We start from the raw sequence: 21,474 nt of genomic DNA on the forward strand, positions 1-21,474 counted from the left end.
CGGTGCGCCGCCCATAGCTTGGGCTATGGGCAAGCGCCGCAACGCCGCAGACCGCCCGAGAAGGCGCTTGCCCTCCGGGTTGGGGTGAAATCGGGCGATTGAGCCCCCCACAGGCCCTTGTATGGGCATTAGCCCATGCGGCGGTCCCGGGCGGCCCACTCATCCCGATTGCACCCCAACGCGGCCTCGTTTAAATCGTAAACAGGTTCTAAGAGCCGGCACATTCTGACAAGTGTTCTGGCACTGCTACAATCAAAGGCTTCGCGGAAAGGTGGATGAGCGGTTTAAGTCACACGCCTGGAAAGCGTGCGTGGGGTTATACCCACCGCGGGTTCGAATCCCGCCCTTTCCGCCAGAGATAAAGTAAACACGGGGCCTCGCGCCCCGTTTTTGCTTTCTGTTCCCACAAAATGCCTACTATCTGGGCAATGTCACTCGATCAACCGTCTGTTTTGGGTGACCCGCTAGCTATTGTGTGGTCGACAGCGTTTTCTTGACGAGTGCAAAGTAAGCTGTTTGGGCCCTGTCCACGAGAGCGACAAGGAAGGACTTATCGTTGATGTTCGCCAAGCTGGAAGAACTGTCTACCATAGCCCGCACATTTCCCAAGTCATCGACGTACCATAGTGCTAGCCGCTGTTTGTCAGTGTGTGTTGTCGCCGGAAGAGACACTTCCAGGATACTCGTAGGATGCGCCAGGACTACGAATCGAAAGCTAAGTTCGTACTTTGTGCCTAGCGCTACCAGTACGCCTTCGCCAGGCTCTCTGCGCGTAACCCGAATTGAAGGAAAAGATTCCTCGTTGAAGGGATGCTCTGCCATCTTGAAGAACTTGTCGACTTGATCTTGATGGATCTTGAACAGAGCTTCGTAAGTAGTCAATTTCTCAGTAAGTCCGACCATAGCAAGCCTCTTTTCAATTGCGATGTGGACAGTATTGCACGGCCTGCCCCAGGGCTTCGTTACAAAACCCTCTGCCCATGACGCGCGTCCTGCAAGACAGCCACGGCCAGCTTTTCCCCAATCTCAGCCAAAAGAAAACCCGCATGCGGCGGGCTAGCTGACCTGAAAAAACACTTACAAAACCCTTCGTCACATCGACGGCGGGCCCCACAATCACGGATTGTCCTTGGCAAACTCTTCCTTCGCGACCTCAACGGCATCCCGTGCACCATGCGTCGGCCAAAGTTCGTGGCCCCTGTCAATCAGGCTATGGAGGTCACCCTCGCCCTTTGAGAGCGAAAGGTACATGCTTCCGAAAATCTCGGCCCAGATGATTTCCGGCGTCTGGCCATGATGAGTGTCGGTGCTCGATTGCATAGCTAAAGTATGACTGAAACAAGGCCGTTTTGACCGCGCTAGAGTCGCGACGGCACATGCCTGAATCTAACACCGAAAACGCTGTACAACATTAACAAAATCAGCAATGCTTTAACCGCCCTGCAGGGCGGACAAAACCCCGAAAAGCCCCTATCCATGCCGGTCTCGGTGCCTGAATGGTTTTAGACGTTTGATTGTTTTGATTAACATCTATTCAAACGGGGAAAGCAATCTGCGCGTGTGGAATCTATCGGTTTCCAGAAACGCCATCCTCCAAAGATAGCTGACGGCAGAGCATAAGAAAAGCCACCTTGCGGTGGCTTTTTGATGCGCGTGAACCTATCAGTTCAGGGCAGATTTCTTGCCGTCCTTGTAGACGTACAAGGTGATGGCGGGGTTTTTCAATTCGCCATTGGGCTCGAAAGCGATCGTGGTGGTTACGCCCTTGAAGTTGGTTTTAATCAACTCGGGGGTGTAGACCTTTGGATCGGTCGAGTTGGCGCGCTTCATGGCGTCAACCAAAATGAAGGTCGCGTCGTAGGTATAAGGGCTGTAAACCTGGAACTGGTTGGGGTACTTGGCGTCGTAACGCTTTTTCCAGGCTTCCCCGCCAGGCATCTTGGCGAGCGATGCACCGCCTTCAGCGCAGACCACATTGTTGAGGGTCTTGGCGCCAGCGGCGAGTTTGGCCAGTTCAGCCGTGCAGATGCCATCACCACCAAAGTACTTCACGTTGGCCATGCCGAGTTGCTCCATCTGGCGCAGCATCGGGCCGCCTTGCGGGTCCATGCCGCCGAAGAAAATTGCATCGGGATTTTTCGATTTGACAGCCGTTAGGATGGCCATGAAGTCGGTGGCTTTGTCGGTGGTGAACTGCTCGTCAACCACGGTCATGCCTTTTGCCATAGCCGTCTTTTTGAAGACTCCAGCAACGCCCTGGCCGTAAGCTGAGCGGTCATCAATGATGGCGACTTTTTTCAGTTTGAGTGCGTCAGCCGCGTAGAAAGCCAAGCCGGCGCCGAGCGCGTTGTCGTTGGCGAGAATACGGTAGGTGGTTTTGTAGCCAGGCTTGGTCAGGTCCGGGTTAGTCGCGGCGCCCGTAATGTGAGGAATACCGCAATCGTTGTAAACCTTGGAAGCAGGAATCGTAGTGCCTGAATTGAGGTGCCCCACTACACCGGCTACTTTGGAGTCGCACAGTTTCTGTGCAGCAGCGGTGCCCTGTTTTGGATCGGCGGCGTCGTCTTCCGCAACGATTTCAAACTTGACCTTCTTGCCGCCGATGACAACGTTCTGCGCGTTCAGGTCCTCAATGGCCATACGCACGCCGTTTTCATTGTCTTTGCCGTAATGGGCCTGTGAGCCCGACAGCGGCGCGACGTGACCGATTTTGACCACTACATCTTGTGCAGAAGCAAAACCCGCCACAACAGCGAGAGCAGCCACTACTGTGAGTTTTAATTTCATTTGCATAAAAACACTCCGATTAGGAAATTACCGTTAAAGGTTGAGAACAATTTTTATAACTCAACGGGGCCGAACATAACGCAATTTTCGGGCCCGCACCATAGCAACGGCCCTAGGTTCATTTGGATGAGGGGGTTTACCCGAGGAGTAGATCGTCTTATGTGAATGTGGGTTTCACCACCCGTCCCGCGCTGCGACGCGGGCGCGAAAACAGGGTGCGTCGGCCGGCATCCGGACCAGGGCCGAGCCGCTATTTGGGCGCTTCCTGTTCAAAGGCCTGCTTCACCGATTCGCGTACGACCATTTCGATTTCTTCGCGAAGGCGGGGGGCAAGCGTCTGGGTATGCTCCAGGATCAGTTGCCCGACCACTTCACGCAAACGCCGTTCCAGAATCAGGTCGACCCGTTGCATGACGCGTTGCACCATCTGGTCTTCGAGCCCGGAAGCATCGGTCGAAGGCGCTGCCTTTGCTGCTGCCTTGCCCGGGGCAGTTGCTGGCGGTGCCGTAGGCCGGACCACCTCGGTCAGCGTCGGCACAAAACGGGGCGGAACGGACGAACTCTTCATGCACCCTCTCCGGCCGTTGCAAGGTCGTGCCGCTTCATGGCGTACCCCCTGTCGGTGTAATGTTTCCAGCGGCTGCGCGCTGCCAGGCGGTCGCCGTCGTCCCGTGCAACCACCTCGATAAAACGCTCAAAGCGCTCAAATTCAACGGGGATACCCCGCCCCAGGTTGACCAGCACGCCATGATGAGCACAGTCCTGCAGCGACTCGGCAAGCAGCACAGGCGTGACCGCCACGCTGTCTTCTCCGGCATCGGTCCGGCAATGCGGCACAAACTCCGTGGGGGAAAAATTCCACAACCATTGATCAAGCTGCGCCAGGACCTCTGATTCGGCCGTTACCACCACGCGGGCGCCGCTGAGATAGGCCTTGCGCAGCAGGCGACAGCTGTAGGCCAGCTTGTCGGGTACGTTGAAATGAAAGGCGATCTCGGTCATGCCCGGGTTCTGGATGCAGGTTTGCTTCTTTTTGCCGCCCTGGCCTTGGGTTCGACCTTACGCGGGACGGCCTCGGTGACATGGTCCAGCAGATAGTCCAGCAGCAAGGGCACCGGCCGGCCGGTCGCGCCTTTGGCCGCTCCGCCTTTCCAGGCCGTTCCGGCGATGTCCAGGTGCGCCCACGGGAAACTGGCGGCAAAACGCTGCAGGAACTTCGCCGCCGTCACGGCGCCACCCGCCCGTCCAGCGACATTTGCCACGTCGGCAAAATTCGTTTTCAGCCCTTCCGCGTAATCATCGTCCAGCGGCATCCTCCAGCACAGGTCGAGAGACGACTCCCCCGCCGCAGCCAGCGACCCGGCCAGCTCGTCGTTGCTTGAAAAGAGCCCGCTGCGAACACCACCCAAAGCCACCACGCAGGCGCCGGTCAGCGTGGCGATATCGATCACAGCCCTCGGCTTGAAGCGTTCCGCGTAGGTCAAGGCGTCGCACAGCACCAGGCGTCCTTCCGCATCGGTGTTCAGAATTTCAATCGTTTGCCCGCTCATGCTGGTGACTACATCGCCCGGCTTGAGGGCCCGTCCACCGGGCATGTTCTCGGAAGCCGGAATCAGCCCCACGACATTCAGCGAGGGCTGCAATTCGGCGAGTGCCCGGAACGTGCCCAGCACGCTGGCTGCGCCGCACATGTCGAACTTCATCTCGTCCATCTCGGCGGCCGGCTTGATCGAAATGCCACCCGTATCGAAAGTGATGCCTTTGCCGATCAGCACCACGGGCGCCACCGACTTGGCCGCGCCGTCATACCGCAGCACGATGAAGCGCAGGGGCTCTGACGTGCCTTGGGCCACCGCCATGAACGAGCCCATGCCGAGTTTGGCGACTTCCTTGGGGCCCAGAACCTCCACCTTGATGTTGCGCAATCGGGCCAGTTCCCGGGCCGCGCCAGCCAACAGGGTCGGCGTGGCATGGTTGGCGGGCCGATTGGCCCACTCCTTTGCAAAGTCAATACCTTTGACCAACGCGATACCCTTGTCAAACCCCGGCCTGGCAGCCGAAAGATCGTTCACACCGACCACTATGCGGTGCAGTTTTACCGGGCTTGGCTTGGATTTGGTGGTGCTGTACACGTAAGCAGCGTCGCTGCAGGCCACCACTGCGGCCCGCACGGCATCCGGCTGCGGGTTGTTCAGGGCACCGAGACCGAGCACGACCCGTTGCGTATTGCCGTTTTTGAGGGTTCCCAACGCGGCATTCACGGCAGTACGGACATTTCGGGGACTCCCGTCACCGGCCCCCACCAGCAATACCCGCGTTGCCGCGATGCCCGGCGTACGGTAAGCGCTCAGCAGCTTGCCCGGCTTGGCTTCCAGGTCCCCCGCCTTGAGGGCAAGTGCGGCGAGCGTCGACAGGGGGTCATCGCCAGCGCTCAGGTCCTGGGGTATGAGCACCACCAGTGCATCGCATTTTTCGCTGCAAAGACGGGCACGGGGAAGCAGTTTGAGTTCAAAGTCCATAATTCAGGGTTGAGCAAATAAAACAACAATAAAGCAGAGCAACGGCAATAGTCAGTCATGTTATTCCAATCTTCGATTCGCAAAGAGCTGGCGCGCAGTTTCGGCGCAACACTGGTGGTGCTGGTCACCATCGTGATGACCATTGTGCTGATCCGCACCTTGGGCCAAGCCTCGCGCGGCTCCATCAGTCCCCAGGACGTGATGCTCTTCATGGCTTACTCGGCCCTGGGGCGCCTGCCAACTATCCTGACGCTGTCGCTCTTCATTGCCATGGTCAGTACCTTGTCACGCATGTACCGCGACAGTGAAATGGTGGTCTGGTTCACCAGCGGACAGGGATTGGGGGGCTTCCTGAAGCCGCTCTTTCGCTTCGCCTGGCCAGTTCTGCTGGTCATTGCGCTGATGGCGCTTTTTGTCTGGCCATGGGCCAACCAGCAGACCAAGGACATGCAAAACCGCTACGCACAGCGCGGCGACTTGAGCCGGGTCGCCCCGGGCCAGTTCCAGGAATCATCCAGCGGCAACCGGGTATTTTTCATTGATCGGGATTTGGCAAGCGAGCAAAGCAGCAGCAACGTTTTTATTGCTGCGACCGAAAAAGGAAAAAGCTCCGTCACCACGGCACGTTCAGGCCGTATTGAGACCCGGGGCGACGCCCAGTTCCTGATGCTCGAAAAAGGCCAGCGGCTTGAAAACGTGGTGGGGCAGTCGGCCCTGAAGATCAGCGATTTTGAAGAGTACGGCACCCGGACGGGCGACTCCGCCTACCTTGGCGAACGCACACCCGAAGCCAAGCTCCTGTCCACACGCTCGCTGATCAAGGAGCCTACGCGCAGCAACCTGGGTGAGCTGGCATGGCGATTGGGTCTGGCCATGGCCGCAGTCAATTTCGTCATTCTGGCGGTCGCACTGGCAAGCGTGAACCCGCGCGGCGGGCGCAGCGGGAACATGATTTTTGTGCTGCTGACGTTTGTCGTCTACAACAACCTGGTGAATCTGGGGCAAAGCTGGATTTTTGTGGGCCTGATCAGTTTCACCAACTTCCTGGTGGTGCTGCATGGCGGTGTGCTGTTGCTGGGGCTGCTGTGGCTGGCCAAACGGCATTTCAACTGGGTGCTTCGGCCCGCCCGGCGCGTTGTGCATGCCCCCCTGGGCGTGCGCGACACCGACTTTGGAAGCAGCGCATGAAGACCATACGCCGGCTGATTTACGGGGAAGTACTAACCGCCATTGCGTTGGTGGCGCTGGGTTTTCTGGCCCTGTTCTTCTTTTTTGACCTTGTCGACGAGCTGCAATACCTCGGCAAAAACAATGGCCTGAGCGCCGCAACCGACATTTACCAAATTCGCCATGCGCTGCTGTATGTGGCCCTGCTGATTCCCAATCACCTCTACGAGCTCCTGCCGATTTCCGTTTTGATCGGCACCATTTTTGTCATGGCGCGGCTGGCCCAGAGCTCGGAGTACACGATTCTGCGCACCAGCGGACTGGGGCCGTGGCGGGCACTGCGGCTGCTTCTGGTCCTGGGTGCCGTTTTTGTGACCCTCAGCTTTGCCGTGGGCGACTACGTGGCCCCCGCCAGCGAGCGGGCGGCGCAATTGCTCAAAGCCCGCTATCAAAGCAAAATTACCGTCGGCCAGACCGGCGCCTGGCTCAAGGAGAAACAGCCCTACAACAACTATGTCGTCAACGTCAAAGAGCTGACGCCCAACAACGAAATGAAGGGCGTGCAGATTTTCGAATTCGACAACAAAGGCCTGATTGTCTCGACCACCCAGGCCCCCGTGGCCGTGTTCACCGGAGGCGACGCCTGGATGCTCAAGCAGGCTAGCCGCGCAGAATTTGACGTTCCCGCCAGCCCTGCCGATATCAGCAAACCGCAGAACGGCGCGAGGGTCAGCCGGACGACCCTTCAGACCTTTCGCTGGCCCACCGAGATCAGCGCGGAGATGGTGTCGGTGGCGCTGCTCAAGCCCGAGCGCATGAGCACCCTGGACCTCTTCAACTACGTCCGCCACCTCAACGCCAACGGCCAGACGGCCCAGCGCTATGAAATTGAATTCTGGAAAAAAGTGTTTTATCCACTCAGCTGCCTGGTGATGGTGATGCTGGCACTGCCTTTTGCCTACCTGCATTTCCGTTCCGGCGGTATCGCCAGCTATGTTTTTGCGGGCGTTATGATTGGCATCAGCTTCTTTTTGCTTAACAACGTGTTCGGCTACATCGGCAACCTGCGCAACTGGCAGCCCTGGCTGGCCGCTGCAACACCCGGGCTGATGTACATGGCCGTTTCACTGGGGGCATTTGGCTGGCTGGTCCTGCGGCGCTGACGGGCCGGCGCACACTCACCGCAAGACAAACATGACTCCTTCCAACCCCACGCCGGCAGGCACAGGCATTGTCCTGTTTGCGCATGGCTCGCGTGACCCCCACTGGCGGGCCCCCATTGAGGCCGTCGCCACGGAGATCCGCTCGCGCCAGCCCGGCACACCCGTACGCTGTGCCTACCTCGAGCTGAGTGCACCGTCACTGCCCGAAGCCGCTACTAATTTGATAGCTGAAGGCGTTCAAAGAATAAGGGTATTTCCACTTTTTCTTGGCGTTGGCAAACATGCACGCGAGGATTTTCCCTTGCTTGTCGAGCAAATAAGGGCCGCGCATCCCGGCGTGACGGTTGAACTTCTGCCGACTGCCGGCGAATACCAGCAGCTCACCACCCTGATGGCCGACATCGCCCTGTCCTGACCTTCTTCAGGCGACGAAAAATCAGCGCGCGCAACCATCAATTCATTAGCACAAGCAGGCATAATAAAGTCAATAATTAGCCTGAATTTGATATGAACCTTCACCAATTCCGTTTCGTTCAAGAGGCCATACGGCGCAACCTGAACCTCACCGAAACCGCTCGCGCCCTGCACACGTCGCAGCCCGGGGTGTCCAAGGCCATCATCGAACTCGAAGAAGAACTCGGCGTGGAGATTTTTGCGCGCCATGGCAAGCGTCTCAAACGTGTGACCGAACCCGGCGAGCATGTACTCAAAAGCATAGAACTCATCATGCGCGAGGTCGGAAACTTGCGGCGTATCGGGGAGCAGTTTTCGGCGCAGGACAGTGGAACGCTGTCGATCGCCACCACGCACACCCAGGCCCGCTACGTGCTGCCGCAACCGGTGGCCAGGCTGCGCGAAGCCTTCCCCAAGGTCAACGTCAGCCTGCATCAGGGCTCACCCGATCAGGTGGCCCGCATGGTCATCGACGAAGTCGCTGAAATCGGCATCGCCACGGAATCACTGACCCACTACGAAGAACTGGTGACCCTGCCCTGCTACGAATGGCAGCATATGCTCGTGATGCCGATCGACCATCCCCTGGCCAAAAAGGACGACATCACGCTGGAGGATCTGGCCCAGGAACCGCTGATCACCTACCACCCCTCCTTCACCGGGCGCACCAAGGTCGACCAGGCTTTTGCGGCCAGGCGCCTGCAGCCCCGCATTGCCCTTGAAGCCATCGACTCCGATGTGATCAAGACCTATGTGCGCCTCGGGCTGGGTGTCGGGATTGTGGCCGAGATGGCGCTCAAGGACGACGGCACCAACGCAGACCTGGTGGCCAAACCGGCCGGTCCGCTGTTTGGCGTGAACGTGGCCCGCGTGGCTTTCAAGCGCAGCGCCTACCTGCGCAATTTCGTCTATAAATTTGCCGAGCTGCTCAGCGACAAGCTGGACCGCGCCCTTATCACCAAGGCCATGGCTGGCCGCATCAACGACTACGAAGCATGAACACGCAGATGACTGCCCCCCTTTCGGCCAACCTCTCAACCCCCACCAGCGCAAACGCCGCCCGTACTCCCCAGCTCACCAGCAAGCTGCCGGCCGTTGGCACCACCATCTTCACCGTGATGTCCGCGCTGGCTGCCGAAAAGCAGGCGGTCAATCTGGGCCAGGGATTTCCGGACTTTGAATGCGATCCCCGGCTGGTCAATGCGGTGACCGATGCCATGCTCAAGGGGCTGAACCAGTACCCACCCATGACAGGCGTTCCCGTGCTGCGCGAAGCCATTGCCGCAAAGCTGGCCCGACTGCACGACCGAAGCTACAACCCCCACACCGAGATCACCGTCACTGCGGGCGCCACACAAGCCATCCTCACGGCCATCCTGGCCGTGGTGCACCCCGGCGACGAAGTGATCGTGCTGGAGCCCTGCTACGACAGCTACGTGCCCAATATCGAACTCGCCGGCGGCACGGTGGTACGCGTCCCCTTGACGCCTGGCACGTTCCGTCCCGACTTCGACAAGATTTCGGGCGCCATCACGTCAAAAACCCGCGCCATCGTGGTCAACTCGCCGCACAACCCCAGTGCCACGGTCTGGACCGAAGCCGACATGCTCAAGCTGCAGGAGATCCTTGCACCCACCGATGTGCTGCTGATCAGCGACGAGGTATATGAGCACATGGTGTTTGACGCGGCCAAGGGGCAGATGCACCAGAGTGCCGCCCGCTTCCCCGGCCTGGCGGCCCGTGCCTTCATCGTCAGCAGCTTCGGCAAGACCTACCATGTGACCGGCTGGAAGGTGGGGTATGTCGCAGCGCCGGCAGCACTGACCACCGAATTCCGCAAAGTGCACCAGTTCAATGTTTTCACCGTCAACACGCCGGTGCAATACGGCCTGGCCGCTTACATGGCCGACCCCAAGCCCTACCTGGACCTGCCCGCGTTCTACGAGCGCAAGCGCGACCTCTTTCGCGCCGGGCTGGCCAAAACCCGCTTCAAGCTGCTGCCCAGCGAGGGCACCTACTTCCAGTGCGTGGACATTTCAGAGGTTAGCGACCTGAATGAAGCTGACTTTTGCCAATGGCTCACCACCGAGATCGGTGTGGCAGCGATTCCGCTGTCGGCGTTTTATGGCGACGGCTTTGACCAGCGCGTGGTGCGCTTTTGCTTTGCCAAGAAAGATGAAACGCTGCACTCGGCGCTGGAGCGGCTGGCGAAGCTGTAAACAAAGGGCCGGCCTGAACGGAGATGCCCGCCCTCAAATACCATGCGAAAGAGGAGCCGGCATATTCGAAAATTTCTTCACCGTCCAGAGCTCTTCTGGAACAAACATTGCCGCTGTTTCGGCTTTGACGCGGCGTGGCGTGAGGGAAAAAATCACAACAAAACTGCAATTGCTTGTCCAGGCTTATTGAAAGAGTTAGAGTCGGGCGCAAGCCTTTCTTGACCTGGAAACTTGCTCGCACGTATTGAGGCTTCAGTTTGCCTTTATTTTCCGTTCTATTGAAAACCCTGCTGCATCGACGGCCAGTTCCTTGAGTTTCGGCAACTTTGTCTTCCTGTAGCGCTTGCCGCGGTACCTCTGTTCACGACAGCGAGCACTCTGACGACTTGAAGGAGATTCATGATGACAAGAAAATCGGAAAGGCGATTCGGCGGCAAAGCTGGCGCGATCGCGGGCTTGCTCATTGCGGTAGCGTTACTGGCCGGAGGCTATGGATGGCTTACCCGCACGTCGCCAGCATCTCAGGCAGAACCGCCGGAACAGGTAACCATCGCGACAAATACCGCCTATGTTGGAAGCTGTCCGGTCACCGTGGCTCGAGAAAAAGGTTATTTCGCGAGCGAGGGAATACTTGCCGTTGTTCAACCTCACTCCAGCGGCAAGGCTGCCATGGAAGCGGTCTTGCAGGGACAGGCCAATTTGGCGACCGTTGCCGACATTCCCATCATGTTTGCTGGCATGAGCGATCAACCTGTATCTGTCATCGCCACAATATTCAAGGCGGAGAGGGATCATGGGATTGTCGGGCGAAGGGACAGGGATGTCGTGACGCCCGGGAACCTCAAGGGAAAACGCATAGGCGTTACGCTGAGCACTTCAGGGCACTTCACACTCCATGCTTTCCTCAGCCGGCACAGGTTGTCGTCAGATGGAGTGACGGTGCGCAACTATAAACCGGAGGATCTTCCCACAGCGCTCGCGCAAGGCGATGTTGACGCCATTGCGACGTGGGAACCATTTCTGGACACGTCGTTGACAGCGCTCGGTGGCAACGGCGTGATTCACTACGCTCAGGGCATCTACGAAAGCCTATACAACGTTGCCGGAATGCGGGCCTATGTCGTCAGCCACCCGGAAACCATCAAAAAAGTCCTGCGCGCGTTGGTCAAGGGTGCGCGATTTTGCAGCGACGCGCCCGATGCGGCACGCGAACTGATTGCTGCGGGTATGCTGGATGCGACGAAGTTGAAAGCGTCGTGGCCGTCGTACCGGTTCAACATGGCCCTGGACCAGGGCTTGATACTGGCCCTGGAGGACGAGGCACGGTGGGCAATCAGGAACAAGCTGACAAGCAAGACTGAAATGCCGAATTATCTTAATTACATTTACCTTGATGGCTTGAAGGCAGTGATGCCGTCAGCAGTGACGATTATTCATTGAAACGGCTCGCTTGCGCGTCTGGGTTGAATTTCGGGTCAAGCACTTTTTCGAATCGTGACTTCAACCCATGTTGCTCTGACCACCCCTGACTACGCGAGCCTGGAGATCACTGCCACGGCAGCGACTCCCTTGTCGGCCTTTTACGGCAACGGCTTTGACCTGCGCGTGGTGCGCTTCTGCCTTGTGAAAAAAGACGAGACGTTGCACGCTGCGCGGGACCGCCTGGCAAAACTGTAGGCGCCTCCTGACGGTCGAACGGGCCTCCTTCCTGCTTGATTTTGCTCTGCCCCGGGCAAGAATCAAGGCATACAACAAGGAGCCCTTCCATGTCCATCTCCCTCATACTGCTCATCATCCTGATCCTGATCCTGATCGGCGCCCTCCCAACCTGGGGTCACAGTAGAAACTGGGGTTACGGCCCCAGCGGTGGCTTGGGCCTCGTGGTGCTCATCCTGGTCATACTGCTGCTGATGGGACGCATCTAGCATCCAGATTGTGTTTCTCGCGCAACAAAAGGGCCTTGCCATTGCAAGGTCTTTTTTTTGAGCAATCGAATCGACGTATGGTCCACGCCAATCCGTTGAGCGACAGCATGGCAAGCACGTGGCAAGCACCCGGTGAACGCCCGGTTCACTGTTGGTTCGCGCTGCGAAGCCCTGGCTTTAACTGTTGATCTGCGCCCAGGCCTTGTGGTGACGGCATCACACCCTTCAGCAGTTGCTAGCCTTTACTGAAAGGCTGACATCAACTATTCAGTTGCTGCCAGGCTTTTTCCAGCCGTTTCAGGCTCACCGGCTGTGGCGTTCGCAGCTCCTGTGCGAAGAAGCTCACGCGCAACTCCTCCAGCAGCCAGCGAAACTCCTGCATGCGTGCATCGGTCGCGCCTTTGCGTTCGGCCACCAGGCGCCAGTAGCGCTGCTCCTGCGGGCGCAACTCTGCCAGCCGCGCTGCGTCACGGGCCGGGTCGGCTCGCCATTTCTCCAGGCGCAGCGTGATCGCCTTCAGGTAGCGAACAAAGTGCTGCAGCTGCGGGTAGGGTGTGGTGGTCAAAAAGCGTTTGGGCACCAGGCGCTGCAGCTGCTGGCTGGCATCGGCCACAGCGTCCGCCGCATTTTTGGTGTCCTTGATCTTGCGCTGGGCCACCGCGTATTCGGCCAGAATGCCGGCGGCCAGCCGTGCCACTTCGCTGGCGATCAAGGTCAGGCGCCCTCGCCCGTCGTCCACCCGTCGCTTGAAATCAGCCTCGCCCGTCGGCAAGGGATCGAGCAGAAACGCCCGGTCCAGCGCCACCTCGATGATTTGCGCACGCAGCTCCTCCAGCGTCCCGCCGCCGGAATTGTCGGCGGCACGCCCGACCAGCATGTAGGCCGTGGCCATTTTCTGCAAATCAGGCAGATTTTTTTCGAGGTACTTGAGCGCGTCCTTGATCTGCAGCGAGAACAGGCGCCGCAAGCCGGCACGGTGTTTGACCGCAGCCAGGTCGGGTTCGTCAAACACCTCGATGGTCACGGCATCCCCAAGGTCGATGAGGGCCGGAAAACCGATCAATGTCTGGCTTCCCTTGCGGATTTCCATGAGTTCCGGCAGCTCGCCAAAACTCCAGCTGGTGTAGCGATCAGGCGCTTTAGGTGCTGTCTCTTCAAGAACTGCTTGCGCCTGTCCTGCTTTGGTTTGAGGCCTGTTTGATACTGAATTCGGGGTGAAATCGGTATTTCTAGCGGGGTTCGGCTCAACCAGCACCGCCAGGTTTTTCAGCCCTGCCAGCGCCTGAAACGCACCACGCGCCTGGGAGCCCAGCTCGCCTTTGAGCGCACCCAGGTTGCGCCCTGTGCCCAGCTGCCGGCCATGTTCGTCAACCACACGGAAATTCATGAACAGGTGGGCGGGCAGCATGTCCAGCTTCATGTCTGCGCGTTTGACATCGAGCGAGGTCGCATCGCGCACCAGCTTGAGTACGGCATCGGTTAGCGAGCCACTGCCAAACACCGGGGGCTGCAGCAGCTGCTCGGCCATGCGCGCCGCAGTTTCGGGCAGCGGCACCAGGCGTGAGCGCGGGCGCTGGTGCAGGGTCTTGATGAGCGCCTGCACCTTGTCCTTGAGCATGCCGGGCACCAGCCACTCGCAGCGCTCTTCATTGACCTGGTTGAGCGCAAACAGCGGCACATCCACCGTCACGCCGTCTTTGGCGTCGCCCGGCTCGTGCAGATAGGTCGTCGTGCAGTCCACGCCGCCCAGGCGCAAGGTCTTGGGGAAGGCCTGGGTGGTGATGCCCGCCGCCTCGTGGCGCATCAACTCTTCCCGCGTGAGCAGCAGCAATTTCGGCTGCTTTTTGACCTCGTCCCGGTACCAGCTCTCACAACTGGCCCCGCTGCACACGTCGGCAGGCAGCTGCTGGTCGTAAAAGGCGTAAATCAGCTCTTCGTCCACCAGCACGTCCTGCCGGCGCGCCTTGTGCTCGAGGTCCTGCACTTGCTGGATCAGCTTGAGGTTGGCCGCCAGGAACGGCAATTTCGTGTCCCAGTTGCCGGCTACCAGCGCTTCGCGAATGAAAATCTCACGCGCCGACACCGGGTCAACCCGGCCAAAGTTGACGCGCCTGCCGTTGTAAACCACCAGCCCGTAAAGCGTGGCGCGCTCCAGCGCCGTGACCTGCGCGGCCTTCTTCTCCCAGTGCGGGTCCAGCAACTGCTTCTTCAGGAGATGGCCGGCCACCTGCTCTATCCACTGCGGCTCGATGTTGGCGATGCCGCGGCCAAACAACCGGGTCGTTTCCACCAATTCGGCAGCCACGATCCAGCGCCCCGGTTTTTTACTGAGTTTGGCGCCCGGGTGCCGGTAAAACCGGATGCCGCGTGCGCCCAGGTACCAGTCGTCCTCGTCGCTCTTGCACCCAATGTTGCCCAGCAGGCCGCAGAGCATGGACAAATGCAGCTGCTCGTAGCTGGCGGGCCGGTCGTTCAGGTGCCAGCCCTGCTCGCCCACCACGCTGTGCAGTTGCGAATGAATGTCGCGCCACTCGCGCACGCGGCGGATGTTGATGAAGTTCTCGCGCAGCAGGCTTTCGTACTGGCGGTTGGAAATTTTGTGGGCCGGGGAGCCCTCACCCCTGCCCTCTCCCAAGGGAAGAGGGAGTAAAGATGGTGAATGGCTCCCTCCCCCTCTGAGGGAGGGTAGAGGTAGGGGTAGGGGCTTCCCGCCGCGTGAGTCACCCAGCCATTTCCACAGCTTCAAATAACCGCTGAATTCGCTTTTCTCGTCGTCAAACTTGGCATGCGCCTGGTCCGCCTGCGCCTGCCTGTCCATGGGCCGGTCGCGCACATCCTGCACGCTCAGGGCGCTGGCGATCACCAGCACCTCGTCCATCGCCTGCCGGTCCTTCGCCTCGAGGATCATTCGGCCCACGCGCGGATCCAGCGGCAGTTTGGTCAGCGTACGGCCCACCGGGGTCAGTTCGTTGTCATCGTCCACGGCGCCCAGCTCGGCAAGCAGCTGGTAGCCGTCGGCTATCGCGCGGCGCTGCGGCGGCTCGATGAAGGCAAAGTCTTCCACTGCGCCCAGGTGCAGGGCCTTCATGCGCAAAATCACCGCCGCCAGTGAGCTGCGCAGGATTTCAGGGTCGGTAAAGCGGGACCGGCCCAGGAAGTCCTGCTCGTCATAGAGGCGTATGCAAATGCCGTCGGCCACGCGTCCGCATCGCCCGGCGCGCTGGTTAGCCGCCGCCTGCGACACCGGCTCCACCATGAGCTGCTCCACCTTGCTCCTGAAACTGTAGCGCTTGACGCGCGCCGTACCGGCGTCAATGACATAGCGGATGCCCGGCACCGTGAGCGAAGTTTCGGCCACGTTGGTGGCCAGCACGATGCGCCGGCCGGTGTGCCCGTCAAAAATCCGGTCCTGCTCGGCCTGGCTCAAGCGTGCAAACAGCGGCAGCACTTCGGCGTTGCGAGTCAGCGGCTGGTGGGCCAGGTGCTTGCGCAAATGGTCAGCGGCTTCGCGGATCTCGCGCTCACCGGGCAGAAACACCAGGATGTCGCCCGCACTGTGCGGGTTTTGCCAGAGTTCATCAACGCCGTCGGCGATCGCGTCGTTCAGGTCGTAGTCGCGCGACTCTTCAAACGGCCGGTAGCGCTGCTCAACCGGAAACATGCGCCCTGACACCATGATGACCGGTGCTGGAATCTTTGGCCCCCACGCTCCGCGCTGCGCGTCGTCGCTGCCCCCCGAGGAGGCTGCGCCCGGCTTGGGGCGGCCCGGCGCCGGCGCGCTTGACGCAAAGTAGTCAGCAAAACGCTGCGCATCAATGGTGGCCGAGGTGATGACGACTTTGAGGTCGGGCCGGCGCGGCAGCAGCTGGCGCAGGTAACCGAGCAAAAAGTCGATGTTCAGGCTGCGCTCGTGCGCCTCGTCAATGATGAGGGTGTCGTAGGCCCGAAGCAGCGGGTCGGTCTGCGTCTCGGCCAGCAGGATGCCGTCGGTCATGAGCTTGACGGAGGCATCCCGGCTCAGCCGGTCCTGAAAGCGCACCTTGTAGCCCACCACCTCGCCCAGCGGCGTTTTCAGCTCTTCGGCAATCCGCTTGGCCACGCTGGAGGCAGCGATGCGGCGCGGCTGGGTGTGGCCGATCAGCTTGCCCTGGCCCGCCGGGTAGTTGAGCTTGCCACGTCCCATGGCCAGCGCAATTTTGGGTAGCTGGGTGGTTTTCCCTGAACCGGTTTCGCCGCAGACGATGATGACCTGGTGCGCCTGAAGCGCAGCGGTGATGTCGTCGCGCTTGCCGGAGACGGGCAGCGACTCGGGAAAGGTGATGGCCAGGGGCGGCAGGGAAGGAGGCGAGGAAAGCGACAAGAAAGAACCAGCAATCAAAGCTGCCAATTATCGGTGTTCTTCAAATCGGTGTTCTTGCCAGCGCAGGCGTGCAAGCGCTTTTCGGTGCGTCAGGCGCCGTGGCGGTGGGCAGCAGGCCGGCGACGCGCGCTGTCAGGCCGCGAGAACGGGCATGTCGACAATTTCTCCGCTTTTCTCGTCATACCAGGCGATCCGGCTCGGGTAGCTCCAGGCCGTGCGCGACATGCCCCGGCCCATGGCCACCGCGGTAGCTGCACGCGCATCGGTCTTGGACACCCGCTGCACCCCCAACCCGATCTCCGCCGCCCACACCGTTTGCTGCTGGCCAGGCAGCCCGGCGTCCGGACTGGTATTGAGCACCACTGACCGGGACAAACGCGCCTGAACCGTATGCGCCAGGTGAATCAGCCGGCCGCTGTCCGTGCAATTGCGCACCAGGAGCAGGAAACCGTCCCTGCCCAGCCTGCCCATCTCGACATGGGCCGGCACGGTGCGCCGCAGGCGGCCGGCGCATACAAACAGCGCGTGGTTCATCGCCGCCAGTCCGTAGAGCTTTTCCAGCACATACAGGTTAGCGATGGACACCACAATCACGCCCAGCGGCACGGGCTCGTCGCGGTAGAGCTTGAAGGCCGCGCCCACCATGTTTCCCGTCTCGCTGTGCGAGCGCATGCGGGTGACCGGGTCATAGCTGGGGCCATGCGCCATCACCTGGTTGAGTTCGATGAGGTAGGAATAACGCATCCACAGCACCGACGCCATGGTGGCCAGGTAAGCGGTCCCGGCCAGAGCGCTCACGGCATGGACCTGCCAGGGCGCATGGGCGCGATACAGCGCAATCCAGCCCAGCCCGGCAATGGCCACCAGCATGAAGGAGACTCCCGATACCGCCACCCATGCGAGCCGGTCGCCGCGCAGCGCGCTGCGGATGCTGAGGACCAACGCGGTCACCCCGAGCAGGTAAGCCATGGCGAGGCTCAAGGCCAGCGCCTGTTGGGGTGGCAGCAGCCAGCCGATCACGATGACCGCGACCGCCAGTAAAAGCAAAGCCTTGATGGTGTACCACCGAGCCTCGGGCTGCCGCAGGATACCCAGGAAGGAAAACAGCAGATAGGCCAGCAGCGCAGACACCACGCTGGCAACATGCGCAAGAAGCCGGGCCAGGGAGTCGGCGCTCTCCATCGGAAGCCCGCCCAGAAAGGCCACCACAAACAGGGCCGACGCGATGGCCGCGAGCGCGGCATTGAACGAGATGCGTCGCAGGGAACGGATGAAGGCAAAGACCGAGCCGGCCAGCATCAAACCTGTCGCCCCGAAATAGCAGCCCCAAAACCCGATGGCGAATTGTTCCATGAACGTGAACGATACCTGAAAGAAAGCTTGCAGGTAGACGGGATTATCCCGACCCGCCTTGGCTCCCCGGCTACCTCCCTTACACTCATTGCACTTTTTCGTTTTGGCGGGCAAACAGCGCCAGAGAGCGCCAGGGTGGTGACGAGTCACGCTTCTTGCCTGCCTGTATTTTGCCCGATTTGCTTTTGCCCAATTTTCTCCTGACCCCGAAAGCGCGCCATGTCCACCGTTTTCAATTTCACCTTTGTCCCCTGGTTCCGCTCGGTGGCGCCCTACATCCACACACACCGCGGCAAGACCTTTGTCGTGGGCATTGCGGGCGAGGCGATTGCCGCCGGCAAGCTGCCGCACATCGCGCAGGACCTGGCCCTGATCCAGAGCATGGGCGTCAAGATCGTGCTGGTGCACGGCTTTCGCCCCCAGGTTAACGAACAGCTCAGGGCCAAAGGGCACGCAGCCAGGTATTCCCACGGCATGCGCATTACCGACGAAGTGGCGCTGGACTGCGCCCAGGAAGCCGCCGGCCAGTTGCGCTATGAAATCGAGGCCGCCTTCAGCCAGGGCCTGCCCAACACGCCCATGGCGGGCTCCACCGTGCGTGTGATTTCGGGCAACTTCCTCACCGCGCGCCCGGTGGGCATCCTGGACGGGGTGGATTTCAAACATTCCGGCATGGTGCGCAAGGTGGATGTGGCGGGCATCTCCCGCACGCTGGATTTCGGGGCCATGGTGCTGCTGTCGCCGTTCGGCTTCTCCCCGACGGGGGAAGCCTTCAACCTGACCATGGAAGAAGTCGCCACCTCGGTAGCCGCTGCCATGCAGGCCGACAAACTGATTTTCCTGACCGAAATCCCCGGCATCCGCATCCACCACGACCAGCCTGAAAGCGAGGACAACCCGATAGACACCGAGTTGCCCCTGGCCGCGGCCGAAAAGCTGCTGGCCACCCTGCCCAACGGCGAACGCCCGACCGACACGGCGTTTTACCTGCAGCATTGCGTCAAGGCCTGCAAGGCGGGCGTAGAGCGCAGCCACATCCTGCCCTTTGCCGTGGACGGCTCCTTGCTGCTCGAAATTTATGTGCACGACGGCATAGGCACCATGGTGGTCGATGAAAAGCTGGAGTCCCTGCGCGAAGCCACCGCCGACGACGTGGGCGGCATCCTGCAGCTGATCGAGCCGTTTGAAAAGGACGGTACCCTGGTCAAGCGCGGCCGAACGGAAATCGAGCGTGATGCCGACCTGTACACCATCATCGAACACGACGGCGTGATCTTTGCCTGCGCCGCGCTTTACCCCTACCCCGAAGCCAAAACCGCCGAGATGGCCGCCCTGACGGTGTCACCGCAAAGCCAGGGTCAGGGTGACGGCGAAAAAATCCTCAAACGCATCGAGCAGCGTGCCCGCGCCGCCGGCCTGCAAAGCATTTTTGTGCTGACCACCCGCACCATGCACTGGTTCATCAAACGCGGCTTTGTGCAGGTCGACCCGGACTGGCTACCCGAAGCGCGCAAACGCAAGTACAACTGGGACCGGAAAAGCCAGGTGCTGGTGAAAAAGCTGGCCTGAGTGCGGTCATGACTTTGCGGCGGGGATGACGCAAGGAGCCGATGCGGCGATGCGGGCCGGCGATTGCCAGATACCTAACCATCAAACCGGGGAAACACCATGCTTCAACTCCGTCCCAACTGCGAATGCTGCAACAAGGATCTGCCTGCCGACTCCACCGAAGCACGCATCTGCACGTTTGAATGCACGTTTTGCGCCGATTGCGTCAGCACCCGGCTCAAGGGGGTTTGCCCGAACTGCGGTGGCGAGTTTGCCGTGCGGCCGCGGCGTCCGGCGGACATGCTGGCCAAATATCCCGCCTCGAAGGAACGTATCTTCAAGCCATCAGGCTGCGGCATGGCCCCCTGATTTCGACGGTGGTGCCTGGGTTGCCAGGCTTTTTTTGGAATTTTTCACGCCACCGTTGATCCAACACAAATGCCGCCGCACAGTGCGCGCCGTTTCGCGCCCGCAAGTAACGCAGCTTGTCCTACATTAAATACAGCATTCCTTGTCGCGACTAATGGTCGCAATCGAAAAAGAATTTGAGGTTGGAACTGATTTTCACGAGGTAAACAAAATGCCTGACCGTGACAGCCGCGTTGTCGTTCGGGAAGTCCGCATTCCCGTAGGGGAGAACACCTGGCTCTACGGTGATCTGGCACTGCCGTCCGGCTTCGAAGGCCTCGTGCTGTTCGCCCACGGCAGCGGCAGCGGACGCCACAGTGCACGCAACCGGCAGGTGGCCCGGCACCTGCAGGACGCGGGCATTGCCACCCTGCTGTTTGACCTGCTGACGGCGCAGGAGGAGCAGGAAGAGGTGCAGACGCGCCATCACCGCTTCAACATTCCCTTGCTGACCCGGCGGATGCAGGACGCGACCCTTTGGGCCACCACCCAGCCCGAGCTACAACACGCCGCCATTGGCTACTTCGGCGCCAGTACGGGCAGCGCGGCCGCACTCATTGCGGCTGCCCGGCTGGGAGACCGTGTTGCGGCCGTCGTTTCCCGCGGCGGACGCCCCGATCTGGCCGGGCCGGCGGCATTGGCGGCCGTCAGGGCGCCTACGCTGATGATCGTCGGCGGGGCCGACCCCCAGGTGATTGAACTCAACCAGTCGGCCTACCCCTACCTGCAAGGCGAGAAAAACCTCGTCATCGTGCCCGACGCCACCCATCTGTTTGAAGAAGCCGGAGCCCTGGAGGAAGTCGCAGAACTGGCTACTTCCTGGTTCAGCCTTCACCTGGGCCGGGCCCTGGCGCATGGCACGGCAGACGTACACCTGCCTTATCGTGACCGGCGGCATGCGGGCCGGGTGCTGGCCGGCAAACTGGCGCATTACCGTGGGCGCGACGGCCTCGTCGTCGTGGCCCTGCCGCGTGGCGGCGTTGCCGTAGGCTACGAGGTGGCCCACAAACTGCACGCGCCGCTGGACATCCTTGTCGTGCGCAAGCTTGGCTATCCCGGCCAGGAGGAATACGCCATGGGCGCCATTGCCAGCGGTGGCGTACAGGTGCTGAGTTCCCTGTCCGGCATGCAGATCAGGCCGGACGAGATTACCGAAACCCTCGAACGTGAACAGGCCGAACTGGTGCGGCGCGAGCAGCTCTACCGCCAGCAACAGCCAGCCCTGCCGCTGGAGGGCCGCACGGTCATTGTGGTGGATGACGGCCTGGCCACGGGCATGAGCATGCAGGCAGCGGTGCAGGCCATTCGGCAACGGCATCCCCTGCGGGTGGTGGTGGCCGTGCCCGTGGGCGCGCGCGACACCTGCGCCATGCTGCGCAGACACGCCGACGAGGTGATCTGCCCGGCCCAACCCGAGCCGTTTCGTGCAGTCGGGCTGCACTACGAGGCATTCCCCCAGGCCACTGACGAACAAGTCAGTCTGCTGCTGAAAGTGGCCCGACGGGAACAACGTACGGGCAACCCGATCGTCAGCTCGTATTCCAGCCATTGATTGAGCTGCCAGCCCGCAGC

17 protein-coding genes, 1 tRNA gene and 2 pseudogenes are annotated in these 21,474 nt (G+C 60.6%); 13 read left to right on the plus strand and 7 right to left on the minus strand.

Translation table 11 applies throughout. The features are described 5' to 3' along the window. Nucleotides 1-265: 265 nt before the first annotated feature. Nucleotides 266-355 (plus strand) — tRNA-Ser (locus AC1DUB_RS19500). 761 nt (nt 356-1,116) lie between these two features. Here the strand turns inward: AC1DUB_RS19500 and AC1DUB_RS19505 are convergent. The 5 genes from AC1DUB_RS19505 to AC1DUB_RS19525 form a co-directional block, all read right to left on the minus strand. After that, complete coding sequence (locus tag AC1DUB_RS19505; protein WP_477730879.1) at nt 1,117-1,320, minus strand: hypothetical protein; 204 nt, start codon at nt 1,318-1,320, stop codon at nt 1,117-1,119. 342 nt (nt 1,321-1,662) lie between these two features. Next, a complete protein-coding gene (locus AC1DUB_RS19510; RefSeq protein WP_477730880.1) occupies nt 1,663-2,793 on the minus strand; it encodes a branched-chain amino acid ABC transporter substrate-binding protein in 1,131 nt (376 codons plus the stop codon). A 244-nt stretch (nt 2,794-3,037) separates the two neighbouring features. Then, entirely contained in the window at nt 3,038-3,355 is a 318-nt protein-coding gene (locus AC1DUB_RS19515; RefSeq protein ID WP_477730881.1) for a hypothetical protein, read from the minus strand. Then, nucleotides 3,352-3,789, minus strand: a complete 438-nt coding sequence (locus AC1DUB_RS19520; RefSeq protein ID WP_477730882.1) for a DNA polymerase III subunit chi — start codon at nt 3,787-3,789, stop codon at nt 3,352-3,354. Before AC1DUB_RS19520 ends, AC1DUB_RS19515 begins: the two co-directional genes overlap by 4 nt. After that, nucleotides 3,786-5,306, minus strand: coding sequence for a leucyl aminopeptidase (locus AC1DUB_RS19525; RefSeq protein ID WP_477730883.1), 1,521 nt, complete (start codon nt 5,304-5,306; stop codon nt 3,786-3,788). Before AC1DUB_RS19525 ends, AC1DUB_RS19520 begins: the two co-directional genes overlap by 4 nt. A gap of 57 nt (nt 5,307-5,363) precedes the next feature. Between AC1DUB_RS19525 and lptF the strand changes: the two genes are divergently transcribed. The 8 genes and pseudogenes from lptF to AC1DUB_RS19565 all read left to right on the plus strand — a co-directional run bounded on the left by lptF (nt 5,364) and on the right by AC1DUB_RS19565 (nt 12,233). Continuing rightward, a complete protein-coding gene (lptF, locus tag AC1DUB_RS19530) occupies nt 5,364-6,494 on the plus strand; it encodes an LPS export ABC transporter permease LptF (protein WP_477716754.1) in 1,131 nt (376 codons plus the stop codon). Then, nucleotides 6,491-7,636, plus strand: a complete 1,146-nt coding sequence (gene lptG / locus AC1DUB_RS19535; protein ID WP_477730884.1) for an LPS export ABC transporter permease LptG — start codon at nt 6,491-6,493, stop codon at nt 7,634-7,636. The genes lptF and lptG overlap by 4 nt, the downstream gene beginning before the upstream one ends. A gap of 31 nt (nt 7,637-7,667) precedes the next feature. Continuing rightward, nucleotides 7,668-8,051, plus strand: coding sequence for a sirohydrochlorin chelatase (locus AC1DUB_RS19540; protein ID WP_477730885.1), 384 nt, complete (start codon nt 7,668-7,670; stop codon nt 8,049-8,051). Nucleotides 8,052-8,143: 92 nt separating this feature from the next. Beyond that, nucleotides 8,144-9,088: a CysB family HTH-type transcriptional regulator gene (locus AC1DUB_RS19545; RefSeq protein WP_477730886.1), complete on the plus strand. Its 945-nt coding sequence runs from the start codon at nt 8,144-8,146 to the stop codon at nt 9,086-9,088. 8 nt (nt 9,089-9,096) lie between these two features. After that, entirely contained in the window at nt 9,097-10,308 is a 1,212-nt protein-coding gene (locus AC1DUB_RS19550; RefSeq protein ID WP_477730887.1) for a pyridoxal phosphate-dependent aminotransferase, read from the plus strand. A gap of 399 nt (nt 10,309-10,707) precedes the next feature. Then, complete coding sequence (locus AC1DUB_RS19555; protein WP_477730888.1) at nt 10,708-11,748, plus strand: NrtA/SsuA/CpmA family ABC transporter substrate-binding protein; 1,041 nt, start codon at nt 10,708-10,710, stop codon at nt 11,746-11,748. 117 nt (nt 11,749-11,865) lie between these two features. Then, nucleotides 11,866-11,985, plus strand: a pseudogene (locus AC1DUB_RS19560) (methionine aminotransferase); the annotation flags it as partial. An 89-nt stretch (nt 11,986-12,074) separates the two neighbouring features. Then, complete coding sequence (locus AC1DUB_RS19565) at nt 12,075-12,233, plus strand: DUF3309 family protein (protein ID WP_477730889.1); 159 nt, start codon at nt 12,075-12,077, stop codon at nt 12,231-12,233. Nucleotides 12,234-12,492: 259 nt separating this feature from the next. On the opposite strand, the gene hrpA is transcribed toward AC1DUB_RS19565, so the two are convergent. Together hrpA and AC1DUB_RS19575 are read right to left on the minus strand one after the other, a co-directional pair. Further along, entirely contained in the window at nt 12,493-16,593 is a 4,101-nt protein-coding gene (gene hrpA, locus AC1DUB_RS19570; protein ID WP_477730890.1) for an ATP-dependent RNA helicase HrpA, read from the minus strand. A 132-nt stretch (nt 16,594-16,725) separates the two neighbouring features. After that, nucleotides 16,726-17,946 (minus strand): 7TM diverse intracellular signaling domain-containing protein, encoded by a 1,221-nt coding sequence (locus AC1DUB_RS19575; protein ID WP_477730891.1) that lies wholly within the window; start codon nt 17,944-17,946, stop codon nt 16,726-16,728. A 219-nt stretch (nt 17,947-18,165) separates the two neighbouring features. Between AC1DUB_RS19575 and argA the strand changes: the two genes are divergently transcribed. From argA to AC1DUB_RS19595, 4 genes and pseudogenes are all read left to right on the plus strand, one after another. Next, complete coding sequence (gene argA, locus AC1DUB_RS19580; RefSeq protein ID WP_477716764.1) at nt 18,166-19,515, plus strand: amino-acid N-acetyltransferase; 1,350 nt, start codon at nt 18,166-18,168, stop codon at nt 19,513-19,515. 99 nt (nt 19,516-19,614) lie between these two features. Continuing rightward, nucleotides 19,615-19,863, plus strand: a complete 249-nt coding sequence (locus tag AC1DUB_RS19585; RefSeq protein WP_477730892.1) for a DUF1272 domain-containing protein — start codon at nt 19,615-19,617, stop codon at nt 19,861-19,863. A gap of 211 nt (nt 19,864-20,074) precedes the next feature. Continuing rightward, a pseudogene (locus AC1DUB_RS19590) lies at nt 20,075-20,743 on the plus strand (dienelactone hydrolase family protein); the annotation flags it as partial. 66 nt (nt 20,744-20,809) lie between these two features. Further along, entirely contained in the window at nt 20,810-21,454 is a 645-nt protein-coding gene (locus tag AC1DUB_RS19595; protein ID WP_477730948.1) for a phosphoribosyltransferase, read from the plus strand. Nucleotides 21,455-21,474 lie beyond the last annotated feature (20 nt).

The sequence above is a fragment of the Polaromonas sp. P4_F9 genome (assembly GCF_056401235.1).

Bases quoted from the DNA above. Each gene is read 5' to 3' on its own strand.
- AC1DUB_RS19505 (WP_477730879.1), bottom strand. From the start codon at position 1,320: ATGCAATCGAGCACCGACACTCATCATGGCCAGACGCCGGAAATCATC.
- AC1DUB_RS19510 (WP_477730880.1), bottom strand. From the start codon at position 2,793: ATGCAAATGAAATTAAAACTCACAGTAGTGGCTGCTCTCGCTGTTGTG.
- AC1DUB_RS19515 (WP_477730881.1), bottom strand. From the start codon at position 3,355: ATGAAGAGTTCGTCCGTTCCGCCCCGTTTTGTGCCGACGCTGACCGAG.
- AC1DUB_RS19520 (WP_477730882.1), bottom strand. From the start codon at position 3,789: ATGACCGAGATCGCCTTTCATTTCAACGTACCCGACAAGCTGGCCTAC.
- AC1DUB_RS19525 (WP_477730883.1), bottom strand. From the start codon at position 5,306: ATGGACTTTGAACTCAAACTGCTTCCCCGTGCCCGTCTTTGCAGCGAA.
- lptF (WP_477716754.1), top strand. From the start codon at position 5,364: ATGTTATTCCAATCTTCGATTCGCAAAGAGCTGGCGCGCAGTTTCGGC.
- lptG (WP_477730884.1), top strand. From the start codon at position 6,491: ATGAAGACCATACGCCGGCTGATTTACGGGGAAGTACTAACCGCCATT.
- AC1DUB_RS19540 (WP_477730885.1), top strand. From the start codon at position 7,668: ATGACTCCTTCCAACCCCACGCCGGCAGGCACAGGCATTGTCCTGTTT.
- AC1DUB_RS19545 (WP_477730886.1), top strand. From the start codon at position 8,144: ATGAACCTTCACCAATTCCGTTTCGTTCAAGAGGCCATACGGCGCAAC.
- AC1DUB_RS19550 (WP_477730887.1), top strand. From the start codon at position 9,097: ATGACTGCCCCCCTTTCGGCCAACCTCTCAACCCCCACCAGCGCAAAC.
- AC1DUB_RS19555 (WP_477730888.1), top strand. From the start codon at position 10,708: ATGATGACAAGAAAATCGGAAAGGCGATTCGGCGGCAAAGCTGGCGCG.
- AC1DUB_RS19565 (WP_477730889.1), top strand. From the start codon at position 12,075: ATGTCCATCTCCCTCATACTGCTCATCATCCTGATCCTGATCCTGATC.
- AC1DUB_RS19575 (WP_477730891.1), bottom strand. From the start codon at position 17,946: ATGGAACAATTCGCCATCGGGTTTTGGGGCTGCTATTTCGGGGCGACA.
- argA (WP_477716764.1), top strand. From the start codon at position 18,166: ATGTCCACCGTTTTCAATTTCACCTTTGTCCCCTGGTTCCGCTCGGTG.
- AC1DUB_RS19585 (WP_477730892.1), top strand. From the start codon at position 19,615: ATGCTTCAACTCCGTCCCAACTGCGAATGCTGCAACAAGGATCTGCCT.